Origin of the sequence: Halorussus salinisoli (assembly GCA_005239435.1) — an archaeon.
In the GTDB taxonomy this organism is placed as follows: Archaea; Halobacteriota; Halobacteria; order Halobacteriales; family Haladaptataceae; genus Halorussus; species Halorussus salinisoli.
Genome location: SZNP01000001.1, coordinates 601,276 through 616,407 on the forward strand (window position 1 = coordinate 601,276; position 15,132 = coordinate 616,407).

A 15,132-nucleotide genomic window follows, 5' to 3' on the forward strand; every position below is an offset into this window, starting at 1 on the left:
ACCTCCACTGGCGAAATCACCCAGCCTGTGACGACAGCAAAGATCGCCGACGTCGTCCAGAGTGAGGAAGTCCCCGAGGACTATCGGCTCGGCGAACGGGCGATTCGCTAGATTCTAACTGACCTCGAAACGATGGGGCTGGTCGAGACGTGGATCGATTCGCGGGGAAGCGACGGACGGGTGAAACAGATTCAGAACACGTTCGACCTACAATGGGTCCGGGACGCCCAGTCACAGTTCGTGGAGCAAGTTACCAGTGACGATGCGGAGACGGGGGAATAAGGCCAGTACCAGACACGGTTGTACACGCGGAGGCTACGTCCTGTCTGTCCGACCCCGTGTCACCGGGATGTTAGTATCGGCGTCGTAGTCGTCCTCAGCACCGACGAACAACACCCCGTCGACTTGGGCTGCGGTCTCACGGGCGAACGACGTACCAAGCGCTGGCGCACCGCCGCTTCGCTAACGTTGTCCTAGTCGTGTTCTGCTCGGAGGTGTTCAACTGCCGAGCGGCCCCGGTCGTCGGTCTTCCCCTCCAAGACCCTATGGAGATCGGTGACCGAGCGGCTGGGCCGGACCATAATCTCACCCTCGGTCGTCCGGACGAACTTCACTCACCCGGGGGGTGTCGATGCCCAACTGCTTTCGGAACTCCGTCGGGATTGTCGCCTGGCTGTGCGACGACACTGCTATCAATTGTTCGGACTCTGCGTTGCGCATGGTTCTCGTGGTCATTTCCTTTGCGAGCCTCGTATATACGAGTGTCCGAGGTGGCGCTCACCCCTTAGCTGGCGGTCGCGGTGCCTACCGCGGGGAAGAGGGAAAAGTAATGGCAACACGGCGGCGGACGTTGACCCTGGGCCGCTGGTGTTCTACGTTCTCTTTCACTACGGTTAGCCGAGATTTATTGTCCGGCCAGCATAATACGTCTTGTATGACCACCCACGGCCCCACGTGTCACGTGACGCGTTCGTGCGGGCCATCAGTCCGTCGCCCCGATCGTATATGATTCGCCAGCCCTCGACTCCCATGGATGCCCCTGAACTGCTGCGTAGTCGCTCGGTCGTCCGTATCGCTCCGGTGGTGAACGATCATGCGTGAGGACCCTCCATCGCAGACCGAGCGCGAACAGGACCTCTCGACGCTGTCCGCCCAGATCTAGGCCGTGGCCGACCCTATCGACGACTACGACGTTGCGGACCACGACGACGAGCGCATGCTGATTCGGTGGATCAGGATGCTCGGCTATCTGGGCGGCCAGTATCACAAACTGCTTAAGAACGAGGACCTCAACGAGATGGCGGACGACTTCGAACTGGTCAAGGCCGCACAGGAGGCGCGAAGCAGAGGTGGTGGCGTACGAGCCGGCTGCGACCGAGAACATGCATGGCTCACTTCCCGGAGATTGAGTATACGTCATCGGCAGCCGACGCCCTTGACGGAGTGTATGCAGCGCTTGTCGTAACTGGTTGGGACGAGTTTGCGATGTTAGATTCGGAATCTAATACGATGGCTGAACCAATTGTTATCGATGGCCGACGGACTATCGAGTCCCGGTCGGGACTCATCTACGAAGGCTTGACGTGGTGATGCTGAACTAATTCTTTGGCTCGTGATTTCTACACAGAAAATGGTATGGTCCGAAGAGGGGGCCTTAAAATTCATACTACGAATAATTTAAAAATACTGTGATCAATGATGAATCGATATCAAGGGTTACTTCTCTTCAAAACTATTTTATCCTATAAGGGGTTCTTTCCAGCGAGAACGATGAGTGTAGATGATATCTCAATTTTCATTCCGTCATTCAGTGTAGGTGGTGCTGAACAAATGGCGATAAATCTCTCAAGCGAATTTGCTGATATGAGTGTCAACGTAGAGTTAGTAGTGGCAAGAAATAAGGGTGGATTGGCAAAGAAGGTAGGGAGTAACGTCAGTGTAGAAGAATTGGAATTTGATATTGACAAATTCCCGTTGCCATTCTGCGTACGGAGACTATCTCAATACATTGATGATCACCGTCCTGATATTGTTCTTTCACTGATGAAGCATACGAATATTACAGCAATTTCCGCAAAACTTCTGGCTAGTCATTCACCAACTATGATTGTAAGTGAGCGTAACCATATTTCAAGGTCGTTGAATCAGCACCCTATACACAAGAGAAAAACCCTTAAGAATTTAATGCGTATTCTTTATCCGTATGCTGACCATATTATCGCTATCTCTGAAGGGGTTTCTAAAAGTCTGCAAGATGAGATTAGGGTACAAGAAAAAAAGATATCTGTGATTTACAATCCCGTAGTAACTAACAAACTTCTCAAAAAAGCGACGGAACCTATTGATCATCACTGGTTCCAAAACGAACAAACTCCGGTCGTTTTGGGCGTTGGACGACTACATCCTCAAAAGAATTTTGAAACACTTCTAAAGGCGTTTGCCCTTGTACGTTCTAACATCGATGCCAAATTACTAATATTAGGTGAAGGAAAAGAACGAGAAAAGCTAAAAACATTAGCTGAAGATCTAGGGATAGAGGAATATTTATGCATGCCTGGTAATGTTGATAACCCTTACAAATATATGAGTCAATCTTCAGTTTTCGTACTTTCATCCGCTTGGGAGGGTTTTGGGAACGTCATAGTAGAAGCTCTTGCGTGTGAATGTCCTGTAGTTTCCACAGATTGTCACAGTGGACCAAGTGAGATACTAGCAAGAGGGGAATATGGAAGACTAGTACCTGTGAGAGACGAAGGAAGAATGGCTGAAGCTATTACTCAAACAATCAACGGTGATAAAATACCAGACAATAAGTTGAAAAATAGATCGATGGATTTCCAGTCAGATAATATTGCTAAAAAATACTTGGATATAATATCGGATAGCCGAAGTATTTATGATGAGTGTTGAGAGAGTTAAATTTAAGTATTAAAACAATACGGTTTCGAAAGTATAGCCATAATCAAAACTTGGACAGAAGATATTTATATTTAGTAAAATATAAATAATAGTGGGAATGTTGGAATACCATGACTGACTTCCATCGTTGCTTGTTAGGTGCTCGAAATTTGATTCTACAGTACAAAACCATTACTCAAGCCATCGAAGTTCCGATCTCGGTGTATCGGCGAGGACTATACTATTTCGGACCAGATAAGAAGGAAATTAGAGCAGGAGATGGAATCTCCGCTCAGTTTTATACAGAAACATCGGAAGAAATACGGCATTTTTATCCAATTTACGGTGAGTTAGACAACTTAAACCAATTCGTATCCGATTTAGAACCAGATGATATCGTCTATGATATTGGCGCACATGTTGGAATTTATTCTTGTATAGCAGCAGCAGCTTTGAATGATTCTCAAATTTTTGCATTTGAACCCCACCCTGAAAACGTCGATCGACTAAATGAGAATGCAGCCCTAAACGGCTATAATCTCCAAGTTTATCAATGTGCGCTATCCTCAAATGGAGGGAAAAGGAAGTTTGGAATAGATAATAATAAAGCTGGTGCGGTAGGACATTCTGATGCTTCAGTTCGTAATGATGAAATTAAAGTTCAGTTCATTAGAGGGTCTGATTTAGTTGAGAATCAGGGTCTACCGCTCCCAAATGTTATTAAAATTGATATTGAGGGTGCTGAATTAGATGCTCTTTACAGTTTGGATGGTGTCCTAAAGGAATGCAGGTTAGTCTATTGCGAAATCTCTGACCAATTAGAAAGATACGGAAATTGTAAGGATGAACTGGTCAATTTCTTTTTAGACAGAGGTTTCGAAGTGGAATCGTTAGGTATTGGTGGCTCTTCTCATGAAAATATTCGAGCAGTTAGATAAATTAAGCAGCTCTAGCTCTACTTACTTCCTCCATTTTATTACTTCACTACGATATTCACAATTTTATCTTTCAAATATTATCACCCCATTTGCGCCTTCCCTGTATTCTTCAACAAGTTTATAACCCAGTGTTTTCAAATCTCTTTTTAGCGGTGATAATAATTGCTCTGTAGTCCCTCGAGCATCGAATAAGATTACACGGTTTTTTCCTTCAGTTAATCGTTGTATTCGCCTAAAGTCATTTGGGTGAGTGTCTGGATGGTAGTCTCCTCTAACTCGAACTGCTTTCTCCTCCTTAATTGAATCTTCAGGAACACCATGGATTGGAGCCTCAACTCCATAAGCCCGCAGAATCATTTCTCCTTTTGGATGAGATGAAAGTATTACGCTATTAGCCGTATACGAGTTTTGAACTACATCAGCAGCGCGATTCACATCTGTCTCTATTTCCGTCGTTTCGTTAATCGTTGCTAAAGCAGGTACTGCTGAAATACTAATGATGAGAATGATTCCAATTACCTGTATTGCTGAATAACGGTCTAGAATGATTGGGGATTTCCAGGCTTTAGTAGCTATGACTTCCATGCCGAGACCCAAAATGATTGGTGCGATCGCCGCCATCCACAGGCCATGCCGCGGACTATAGAACCGACCAGTCATAAGTAGAATACCTGCTCCAATGAAAGCCCCTCCTATAATAGTTGTTCGTACCTGGTTTGGATTTCGAAATGAATTCACTAGCCCAATGAACCCTATTGGGACAGTGAATACAACAACTATTCCTATACCAAGTGAAAAACGGATTTCATCTATAGGAGCAAAGGTTGGGAGTTGTCTTCCTATGAACAATATTGCAGTAATTACTAATTCAGTTAAGGACGAGTAAGCAGATGAGAATCTCTCATGATAATGGATAATTTGTTTATAGAATCTGGGCATCCACAGAAGATACAAAAAACATGAGGGGAACAAATGGCTCGCTAATGGCACGACCGATGGCGATTTGAACCATCCATAAAGACCGAACCTTCGTTGTTGGGCATCGTTATAAGTTGTCTGCATAACTTTCTGCCAGCCGTGTACGCGAACCTTTAAAGCCACTGCTGCAAAAACAGTTCCGGCAATATAAGTGAGCGCATAGTAATGCGTAAAGGCGAAAGCTGCTGTTGTAAGTGCAAACAACAGCGATTTAGTTCTTGTGTGATTCGATATAAGGGACGCCAATATTGCCGTATATATGACAGCTAAAGAAGCATATAAGATATAATGGTCAGTTCGTGTAATGAAACTTATCAAATATGTAGACCATGGTAAGATCAGTGCAGTTCCCCACCCTGCCTTTTGACTACCTAACATTCGTCCTGCATAATAACCTGTTGGAATCATAATAAGGAACAACAGCAGATTCATAATTCTCAATGTGAGTATCGGGGATAAAGGAGAGAGAGTAATACCAAACTTTCCGAAAATATGCCATAGAGGAGGGGCTAGCTCAATTACAGTAATATTCGATAAAAGAACTGCCCACTGTTGTGTTAATAACCAGATTCGAATGCCATTATCATAATTTTGTGGAGTTTGCCAGTTAATTACTGACGCGAAAATTACACCGACAATTACAGTATATCCTGAAATAACCTTTATCTCTCGGCTTAGCATAGTCATAGCAGTCTACGGCTATTCTATAAATGTTCCCTTCTTAATCCACCCAACAGCGGAAAGGGTTAGATATATTGAAACTTACCCCGTATATATTGTTGCGTACCCAGTGGAATATACTTTATTTGTGTCGGGTGGGACAATACTGTATGCATTCTTATAATATGAAAAGAATAGTGTGGTTTCACCATTATGACTTCGGGTTCGGAACTCCCGGTGACTTGAAGGACTCTCAGGATATAATACTCTTTCAAAAACAGTATTTGGTGAACCATCTCCTCGTCTTACTTTAAACATCTCTTCATGGCCTGCCGCATCGTAATCTGCGATTATTTTATCTGTATGACTTGATGCGAATTCAATTGAAGAGACCTGATTTGACCTTAGATACGGCTGAAATTCGTCCTGTGTTAATTCTGCTTTGGCCACGATTGGAGTAAGCATTCCTGATAGAGCAACCAAAATCGCCAACAATATTATAAAGTAATTGACTATTGGGTGGCTATTAGATTGTACATTAATCACTAGCCACCCAAAAATAGGAGAAATAAGTAAGAAAATGTATGGTAGTGCGCGAGTACTCCCGTTAGTATTACTAGCAAATGTTATTGAAAATATTATAAAAAAGAGGATAGAAAATCCTAAATATACTAGTGGAATAAATTTATCTCTATTTGAGATATAATAGAATAGGATAGTATAGAGGGAAAAGCATATAATTCCTCCTGTGATTAGCAAAGGAGCAGCCCACATTATAAAACCGGGAAGCTCTTGGCCGAATAACTCAATTGTTGGTACCCCAGCAGATCCTGATCCACTAAGAGTCTCTTGATTAACTCCTTCCCTATTATTCTGGAGAAATAGAATAACTGATATAACCCTTTTTACTTGGTAGATTAAGTAATCAGAAATAATATAATAGTACAATCCACAGATGGCAACTAACCCGACGATACTTGTTGGGATCGACCAACGCCCTTCTAACCGAGTCCGGTTACCAGAATACGGAATAAAACGAGAGACCTTTGCTAACACCATAAATAATAAGAAAGATAGGCTGAGTATTAAGGGGGCGATATTCTGAATCGTCGCGCTAAATAGGGATAAGAACATTAACAATCCTATCTTTCTCTTCCCTACATTTGCAATCAAGAATAAGTAAAGTATGAAGGGTACCAACGCAGTAAATAAGGCTTGGGCGAACGGTTCCCCCCCTGATCTAATATGATATGCTGCCACAGAAATGAAAAATGCAGAAAGGAGACCCCCTCGTTTGCTTTGTAGCACATATCTTCCTACTAAATACACGCCTAGAATGCTTAATGCGATAGCGATACCAAGGGAGAAATACCCTGCTTTAAATCCGTTTCCTGTTATTATAGTATATACAGCTGCAAAGGTATGAGCGTGGGGAAAATTCGCATAATAAGTTATTGTCTCAGGAACGAATTTACCCTTTGAGACAATGTATCCCGTTGCTGCATGATGGAAGGTATCTCGGCCGTAAACAGGAAAACTGAACCAAACTGTTGCTCGCAATGTCAATGAAAATAGGACTATTTGAGCTAATTGGATTGGTATACTTATGTATTCTGATATTATTCGAAAAAGGAGTATTCCCGCTGTACCAGCTGCAAACAAATAATACCAGTCAACGATTCCATTCTCTCCTATTCTACCGGTTATCAGGGTCGAGATAATTAACAAAAAGACCATTGTGTCGACTAATTTGGGCCGACGCAATGTTATCCTGGATGGTTTATATCCATATATAATTAAGAATAATAGAAATAGTATACTTGTGATTACCACCGTAAAAAGCGGAAACAGAAGAATTTTCGCCTTCACGTATTTGATAATCAAATATAATATAATAGCAATAGAGATAGGAAAAAACGCAAATCTTATTCGTTGACTCAAGACCATACTTCATGCTATTTCTAACCCGTTATAACCGTTTTCTTCTGTAAAGAGTTATTGTTGACTGGAATGATAAGGGCCGTGGTTTCAATATATTGGGGTTTCTTGTTGATTAGGCTATCTCCTTGTAGAACTCAAATGTAGAGTCAGTAATGCCTCCTATGAGAACTCTGCCTCAATGAGTTCGCGCGCATTCTTTCCCCACTGCTGAGCAGTCTGTGGGTTCGCGAGGGCAAATCGGAGTGCATCTGCTAGTTCGTCGGGGGACTTGGGAGGAACCAAAAATCCGGCCCGACCGTGCTCCACAAACTCTTCGATGCCTTCCACCGACGATGCGATGACTGGCATACTCGCTGCCCACGCTTCAAGCAACGTCAGGGAATGGCCTTCCCACACCGACGGCAGGACAAACAGCTCGGCCGAAGCATAGTATCGGAAGCGCCTCGTCGGGCACCCACCCCGCGAATTCGATCCGATTACTTACTCCAAGCGAGGCGGCTTGTGCTTCGAGAGCGTCGCGTTTAGGCCCGCGCCCACAATTCGCAGCCTTGATTCCGGAAATTTACCCTCGATTTGTGCAAACGCAGTAATCGGGTCTGACACACGTTTCTGGGGAGTTAGTCGACCGAGAAAGAGGATATCCCGGTGCGTTCGACGACGACGGCGAATCGATTAAGATCAACACCGTTCGGGATCGCGCGAACGTCGTCGTGGTGTGCCTCGAGCAGGTCAACGTGCTCGGTGTTCACAGAAATGACAGTATCGTACTCGAATGTTAGAACGAACTTTTTCACTATCCGGCGCTTGACGCTAGCGAAGACTGATTCGTCCCGGCAGACTCCCGATGTCAACGCTGTCCCGTGGACGGTGAAAACAGTGGCAGCCCCCGATAGTGCATCCGATACGCGTGTCGGCACGGCAGGGAGGAATGTGTGCCCATGAACGACATCGTACTCGCCGCGGAGCACGTGGGGAAGGGGTGTGGCCATCGACATCCCGCGGCCAACAGAATGCCAGTAGTCCGTACAGGGACCGAGCCGATGGACGGTAACCTGCCCGGACTGGAACTGTTCGTTCGTTGCGTGACGTTCGCCGTTTACTCTAATACACGGGTATAGATGTCCACTGTACAGCCGTGGTGTTCCGCCAATGCGAGAGCGAGTTCCTTGACGTGAACCGGTCCACCACCAGTGCGGGGCCACTAGTCGTCTGGTAGCATCACGATTCTCATCTTTATTCTTTGTATCCAAGCGCATCCAATCGACGCCCGACCTCATCATCAACGTCACTGTCATCGGACATCGACGTCCTGACTTCCCATTGGAGACGCTCCACGACATGTGACTCTAGAACGGTCCGAAGTGATGACTCCGTCCAGTCAGTGAACTAAATAGACTCTGTCTTTTGGTGCCAGTGGCAAAAACAGGCTCCTTGTCGAGTGCGGGGGGCGTGTCGCCGCAAGTGACTCTCCTCCGACTCGCCGCGTGCCTGCTGGAATACAGTCCGATTACAAACAGATAGGTCCAGTAACGACGGGTCCGCAGAATTCTCCTCAGAGGCGACGGCCTGTTGAATAGTCGATGCAATATCCCGTGTACTCACAGGTGTCGCTACTGTGGTGTTGGCCCCACCGGACGGCTGAACTATGAGGGGAACGTGCGTGATTTCGTCGTGCAGATACCGGGGATGTTCATTATAGCCATGTTCGCCGGAAGCGACGCCGTGTTCCGCCGTAAACCCGAGACGTCATACTGTACGGACGGCGGAACAGGCTTGATGTTGTGTTTGCTGGGAGACTGATTCCCGTCAAGCGCGTCGACGCCCTCGTCAATGCCTCTAATCAAGCAATTGCCCGGTACGACGTGGCTCTTAGTATTAGGGATCTGAAGTGGACCAGCTTCGAAAACAGGACCAGAAGTTGGATTATAGGGAATCAGGTTACCTTCCTTGGATTCCTCGGCATGTATGCGAATTTGTGTTACGTGGTCAGGTGACAGCAGGAGGAACCGGCCGACACAGTCTTCCTCACGGAAGCGGTTTCCTATGAGGAGGGAAGCCGGTACGGTGTCTGTAATACCAACGACTATGGTGAGATCTCTGACGTCGTTGAGATGTCCGAGAATCCACCATCGAATCTGGTGATAACCGGATTCTATGCCTTTACATCAGCTATCTTTTACGCCAATCCCCATATCTAACCCTCGAACCGCCGTGAGTATGAGATTAGTGAAGCCATTGATCTACTCAAACAAAGTGGACGGACTATCGATGCCATCAGGATGTACGGCTGGCGTATCGATGTTGGATTCCCGAGGACCGCGATGCAGTCGAGCAATTACTCCAAGGAGAAGAGTCGAAATTTGTCCCACTGTCTGTGGAACGCTTATAAAATTAAAATAAGAAGTTAGACAATTTATAATACTTCTTCTATTATAATTTCATAGTCTAGAATACCCGACAATACAGATAATATACCCCAAATTAGGATACCAGATGCAATCGTAACAAATAATGTCAGGAATCCAGTGACATGGTCAACAAACAAGTAGACCGTACCTGCCATGGCTATGGTGATAAGTGATATTATGAATATATTTTTCGCAACTTTTACTACATCTACGTTTAGCTCTGAACTTATTATATAGAAGTTGTATAGGGAGTATATTGAATAGGTGATTACAGTAGCATGTGCTGCACCTACAACGCCTATTGCAGGTATTAAGATGATGTTCAATATTACGTTCATTACCGCTGTTAGAAATTGCGCTATCGCTCTGTTCTTCGCTCGCCCCAGGAAGTCAAGTGCAAGACTAGTTACTTTATTAGATGAATAGAAGATTGCGTAAATTGCTAGTGATTGCACTACTGGTACTGCCCCGAGATACTCAGTGCCAAAAACTAGTTTGATCATGGGTTCTGCAACGAGTATAAGCCCTGCCGATCCGGGAATGTATAACAATAACCCCTGAGAAAGCGCTTTTTCATATAGTGCTGCCGCTTTTTTACGGTTTCCTGAGGAGTTTAAACCTTCAAACGTTGGAGCTAAAGTAAACCCGAGTGCTGAAATCGGAGTTTGTATATGTTCGACAATTTGCTTACTAATTGTATAATAACCAACAGCGGTTGGGGAAAGAAAAAACGCAACGAGAAGAGTGTCAACTCGCTTATCAAGAACGCCTCCCATATTTGCAACAGTTACTGGAATAGAGTAACTAGCTATTTTTTTGCGGATACCTACTTCTCGTTCAGTGTAATTCACATTATAATAATATTTATCATATAGATATATAATACCGATTAAAGAAGAAATGCCAAAAGCAAGAACATAACCAAAGAATGCACCTAAAGCTCCATACCCCAACAAGACGAAACCAAGTGCAAAAGCTAACCTTGCTACGCTATTGACGGCTTTTAGAAATGAGCTCGCCGCTATTGCCTCGTAACCTTGGAGTACCACACGGGCGTAGAAATGAAATGTTCCAAGGGCAATAAAAAGGACTCCGGTTAAGAGAAAGGGTTCAAGGCTAGGTTCTCCGATTAGAACGGCTATGTGTTCTCTGCTATAGAAGAACAATAAGCTCATTAGCAACACAGCGATAGTGTTCAATAAAAAGGAAAATGATAGGATGTGTTTGAGTTGTCCTGGGTCGGTTTCTTTATATTGTGCTATATGCCGAGCAGCAGATTTTGCAATGCCAACCTTACAAAACAGTTGTGCGGTTCCAGCGACAGAAATAGCTAAGAATAGGAGGCCATATCCTGTGGGATCAAGCATGCGTGCCAAAAGGACTACTAAAGTTGTACCTGAGGCAAGAGCGATAATTCGGGCCCCGAATTCACTCTTAAACCGTGTACCCAATTTAGACATGAATCGTTCTCTGCAGTAACTTCAGAATGGGTGTATAATAGAATGTTGGTCTCTAATAGAGCAGACGGTAAGTGGTTTAATTCCAATTGAGAAAAGTAATGAAATATGTTCATCCGATTTTGACTTTCAAAAACGAAGGGGCATTGACTCCGCGGCCTCAAAACAATCTACGAACTGAGTGAATGGTATGTAGCATTACACTCATAAATGCAACTTAAATAAACAACCAGTGAGAGATAGATTCCTATTGCCAAAACGATCCAAGTTTGAAATCATATTCAACAGGGCTAAAACGTTCCCGTCCTGAACCCGGCGCGATAGTTAGTTCTCCGAAAATGACTTCTTCTTCATTGGGTTGATAAAGATCAACTCGCATGAAGTCGAAATCCTCCCCTAAAGTCTCAGCAACGCTTATCATCTCGGATAATTTATTTGGCTTCTCGATTTTTGGTCCTAACGGAAATTCTAGGGTAAATTCCTGAGGGTCCCACTCTCGATCGAAGAAGCGTCTTGTATGACCAGAAAACCTGTCAACGTCGACCTGTATAAATTTCACCCTGCCATTAAAGACAAAGAATTTGAAATCTAGCGGCACGCCATACTCATCATCGTGAAGTCGCTCCTCAACTATGATTTTTGGATTTATTTGCCAATACCAATATTCTTGTTTTAGAACACCATGTTTTTCAGAGAGCCAATCATTACACTGAGCTTGAATGGATTCCCAATCTGCATCCTTTTTGTCATCTATAATGATTATTGGGCCACTCGAGTGTGTTGGTTTTACTACAAATTCCTCGGGAAGTGTCTCAAAGGGTATTGTATCTGGATCGTCGGTAACGTGGTAGACTTCTTTTAATACTTGGTCGCCGACCTTCTTTTCGACGTATTCTCTCACGCGCCATTTATCTTCAAGGTTAGAAAAAGTTTCATTATCGGTGAACAATTTCCTATACATTACTTTCTCGTTAAACGAACGGGGGTTGCGAAGCTGGGGCCAATATCCTACCTTTTTATACATTAGGAGCTTTTGAGGTAATGGTTTTCCAAAAACCCATTTTATTATAGGGGAGAGGGGGCTATTACTAACGCGAGATATGGCGTCATGCTTCGTTTCTGGGCTCAATCGTGGCGCTGAGTATACCTGCGATAGCAGATTTGCTATGTTCATGCACTACCTCCTATCGTCTCTTCCTATAATTATTTCGTTCATTTGCAGGCTTCAAGGGTAGGAAGAGACGCAGTCGGTAGAATAATAACACTATAGTAGTCAAGCCTTTTTATGAACGTAAGACGAGAAACAACCTCATGCGGTTCTAATTCAATTCTTATCGCTGGTGATAGTGTTTTATCCCCTGGCTTCAATAATGGTTCTTTTTCTGACTGCATTCAAACGCTAATTAGGGATGCTGATAAAGCAATCGCGAATATAGAGGCTCCAATAGATACGCAAACTCCTACTCCAAAACATGGACCCGTTAGGGGCCAAACGCAAGAGGATATCATTACCCTCTCCAATATTGGTTTCGATATTGGTACCCTTGCTAATAATCATATGATGGATCATGGGGTCACCGGTTTGGACTCAACAATTAGAGCTTGTTCCTCCACCGGCCTATCTACAGTTGGGGCCGGAGAATCCGCAAGTGACGCAATAAAACCAATAATTGAGAAAGTTGGAGATGTAAGTGTAGCTATTTTTAACGTTTGCGGTAGAGAGTTTGGGATTGCTGATAAGAAGACACCTGGGGTAGCTTGGATTGGTCAACCTGGATTGGAACGAACAATCCAAAAGTATACATCTAAAGCAGACTTCGTTATTGTAGTGGCACACGGTGGGCTTGAATATATTCCCATTCCTCCACGTTCGTGGCAAAGAACTCTTCGATCTCTCGTTGAAGCGGGTGCTGATGCAGTTGTATGTCACCATCCTCATGTTGCCCAGTCTTGGGAGATTTATCAGTCTTCACCAATAGTTTACAGTCTAGGTAATTTTGCGTTCCATTTGCCAAATAATCCCGCGACACGATGGAGTTACTTGTTCGAGATTGAATTTAACGAAAGCAACACCCTGCGCCCATTTGTACACTTGATTGAAACAAAAAAAGGGAATGTACAATTGCTTTCCCAAGACGAGTCAGAAGAGTTCTGGAACTATCTTTTAAAATCATCAGATATAATCAAAAAGCTGCCTACCGAGAGAGGTTACTGGCAAGAGGTTGCCACAAATTTATACACTGACCACTATAAAAATAGCTTGGAAGCTTATGGAAATGGCCGTTTCCTATCTCTTTTACGTTATCCTGTTCGAGAATTGGACCTCCTAACACAGGGTATAATAGGGAGAAAAGAGTATAAGGATTTTGAAAAATTGGATATCTTAAATTATATTCAATACGAATCACATCGAGATGTTGTTGAAACATCTCTAAGGGTTCAAACAGGGGTTATTGACGATGAACGAACTCCCGAAATCGAACAGGAGGTAGAGGATCTTCTTTCTTGGACTGATCCTGAAAAAGAGGAAAGAAGACTTGAGGTATTCAAAAGACGGATGAAGACTGTATTCAACCGTGCCTCTTCGATGCTATGGTAGTTTTTGATCTTCACCATCGAATTCAGCTAAATCTGGGTGGTTTATCCACTTCTTATCAGAAACGCTCAACTCATTTTGGCGAAGATTATCTCGGATTCTTTGCCACCTGTGATGCCGAATTGCTACTAAAACAGCGACTTCGTCGATATCAAGTACTTTTGCTATGGCAAGTCTGTGAAGTCCGCGACGACACATATACATTTCTCCGTCCCGCCCGATCGCTACCCTGATTTCGTTGAATCGAGGATGTACAGCGTCATTGTTCATTTCTTTTGTATGACTGGGATTCTTTTCGAGTAGCTGTTTTTGAGAGTAATAACCATTTTCCTTGATTTTTGATATAATTTTGTCGATATGTTGGAGGCGCTCATCGACCTCTACTTCCGTTTTATACTCACGCTCCCAGATTGCATCTTTTGGTAAATCTAGTAAGGCATCATAGAGTGGAGTGTTATCCCAGGCGGCATCTTTTACTATTCTATCATAGATTGATTGATAAACCCTCGTTTCTTGAAACCTCCTACAAGTTTGGTCCCAGTTTCCACTACATACACTTCCCAATTCATTTGGACAAGCTGACCGATCCACTAAATAGTTTATTACATCCGGATTCGCCCATATAATTTTGAGAGGGTCTGCATCGGTATATGATGCGGGGGCTAATTTTCGAAGGAAATAATGTCTCCACCGATATATTGTTGGTCTGCGTGAAAGTACTGGTCTTGTTGACCGACGTACAGCGGCGATTATTAGGTTTTGGAGCCCATGCTCTTGATAATATTTATATGATTTATTTACTACCGTCGATATTCCCATATTTGGAGTCGGTGTTACTATCCCTTATTTTGTTCCATATATATGAGTGCTAGCAGTCCATTTAGGTAACCAGAAGAGGTCAACAGCTAGTACTGAATCTGGATAACCAAATAACCCTGCTCGCGCCACTATTCGAGTAGATAAAATGCATATATTTTAATAGTCCTCGTTTAGGGCTACCAAGTATGGGACTTGACCTAAAGGATGAGATTGGAGGGGCTAATCTCTTCGTACAACCACTTGAAGAGGTAACGTTAGAGACCAAATCCGATTACTATCCAACCAGGCTAATTATCGAAGATAATGTTGGGGAATCTATTCACCTACATTATCGGAATTTCCGCCTAGAATTCACGGTCGACGATTTTCTTGAATTGTCTGAAAACTTGCGATCAGCCATGGAGGAGTTAGAAAATGGGGATAGTTAAGAAGGTACT

Annotated in this window: 12 protein-coding genes and 2 pseudogenes; 6 read left to right on the forward strand and 8 right to left on the reverse strand. The window is 43.9% G+C overall.

Annotated features, from left to right (window positions below; translation table 11 throughout):
- The first annotated feature begins 132 nt into the window (after positions 1–132).
- Positions 133–282 (forward strand): hypothetical protein, encoded by a 150-nt coding sequence (locus tag E2484_RS25425; protein WP_321112083.1) that lies wholly within the window; start codon positions 133–135, stop codon positions 280–282.
- Between the two features lie 700 nt (positions 283–982).
- Here E2484_RS25425 and E2484_RS07490 read toward each other — a convergent pair.
- Positions 983–1,384, reverse strand: coding sequence for a hypothetical protein (locus E2484_RS07490; RefSeq protein ID WP_137284584.1), 402 nt, complete (start codon positions 1,382–1,384; stop codon positions 983–985).
- Between the two features lie 386 nt (positions 1,385–1,770).
- Between E2484_RS07490 and E2484_RS07495 the strand changes: the two genes are divergently transcribed.
- Positions 1,771–2,910: a glycosyltransferase gene (locus E2484_RS07495; RefSeq protein WP_170977265.1), complete on the forward strand. Its 1,140-nt coding sequence runs from the start codon at positions 1,771–1,773 to the stop codon at positions 2,908–2,910.
- Between the two features lie 119 nt (positions 2,911–3,029).
- A complete protein-coding gene (locus tag E2484_RS07500) occupies positions 3,030–3,836 on the forward strand; it encodes an FkbM family methyltransferase (RefSeq protein WP_137284586.1) in 807 nt (268 codons plus the stop codon).
- Positions 3,837–3,899: 63 nt separating this feature from the next.
- On the opposite strand, the gene E2484_RS07505 is transcribed toward E2484_RS07500, so the two are convergent.
- From E2484_RS07505 to E2484_RS25435, 4 genes and pseudogenes are all read right to left on the reverse strand, one after another.
- Positions 3,900–5,495 (reverse strand): hypothetical protein, encoded by a 1,596-nt coding sequence (locus tag E2484_RS07505; RefSeq protein WP_137284587.1) that lies wholly within the window; start codon positions 5,493–5,495, stop codon positions 3,900–3,902.
- Positions 5,496–5,576: 81 nt separating this feature from the next.
- Positions 5,577–7,421 carry a hypothetical protein gene (locus E2484_RS07510; RefSeq protein ID WP_137284588.1) on the reverse strand — a complete coding sequence of 615 codons (1,845 nt, stop codon included), beginning with the start codon at positions 7,419–7,421 and terminating at the stop codon, positions 5,577–5,579.
- A gap of 153 nt (positions 7,422–7,574) precedes the next feature.
- Positions 7,575–8,018 (reverse strand): annotated as a pseudogene (locus E2484_RS25430) (glycosyltransferase family 4 protein).
- A 14-nt stretch (positions 8,019–8,032) separates the two neighbouring features.
- Positions 8,033–8,755 carry a glycosyltransferase gene (locus E2484_RS25435; protein ID WP_321112087.1) on the reverse strand — a complete coding sequence of 241 codons (723 nt, stop codon included), beginning with the start codon at positions 8,753–8,755 and terminating at the stop codon, positions 8,033–8,035.
- Between the two features lie 654 nt (positions 8,756–9,409).
- Here E2484_RS25435 and E2484_RS25440 point away from each other — a divergent pair.
- Positions 9,410–9,804: pseudogene (locus tag E2484_RS25440) on the forward strand (sugar phosphate nucleotidyltransferase); the annotation flags it as partial.
- Positions 9,805–9,828: 24 nt separating this feature from the next.
- Here E2484_RS25440 and E2484_RS07525 read toward each other — a convergent pair.
- Positions 9,829–11,283, reverse strand: coding sequence for a flippase (locus tag E2484_RS07525; protein ID WP_137284589.1), 1,455 nt, complete (start codon positions 11,281–11,283; stop codon positions 9,829–9,831).
- A 244-nt stretch (positions 11,284–11,527) separates the two neighbouring features.
- Positions 11,528–12,454 carry an ATP-grasp fold amidoligase family protein gene (locus E2484_RS07530; protein WP_137284590.1) on the reverse strand — a complete coding sequence of 309 codons (927 nt, stop codon included), beginning with the start codon at positions 12,452–12,454 and terminating at the stop codon, positions 11,528–11,530.
- Between the two features lie 111 nt (positions 12,455–12,565).
- Between E2484_RS07530 and E2484_RS07535 the strand changes: the two genes are divergently transcribed.
- Complete coding sequence (locus E2484_RS07535) at positions 12,566–13,879, forward strand: CapA family protein (protein ID WP_137284591.1); 1,314 nt, start codon at positions 12,566–12,568, stop codon at positions 13,877–13,879.
- Here E2484_RS07535 and E2484_RS07540 read toward each other — a convergent pair.
- The gene (locus E2484_RS07540) at positions 13,871–14,467 is read right to left on the reverse strand and encodes a hypothetical protein (RefSeq protein ID WP_137284592.1); all 597 of its coding nucleotides are present in this window, start codon (positions 14,465–14,467) and stop codon (positions 13,871–13,873) included. The genes E2484_RS07535 and E2484_RS07540 overlap by 9 nt on opposite strands.
- A 413-nt stretch (positions 14,468–14,880) precedes the next feature.
- Here E2484_RS07540 and E2484_RS07545 point away from each other — a divergent pair, with 413 nt between their 5' ends.
- A complete protein-coding gene (locus tag E2484_RS07545; protein WP_137284593.1) occupies positions 14,881–15,123 on the forward strand; it encodes a hypothetical protein in 243 nt (80 codons plus the stop codon).
- The last annotated feature ends 9 nt before the right edge of the window (positions 15,124–15,132 follow it).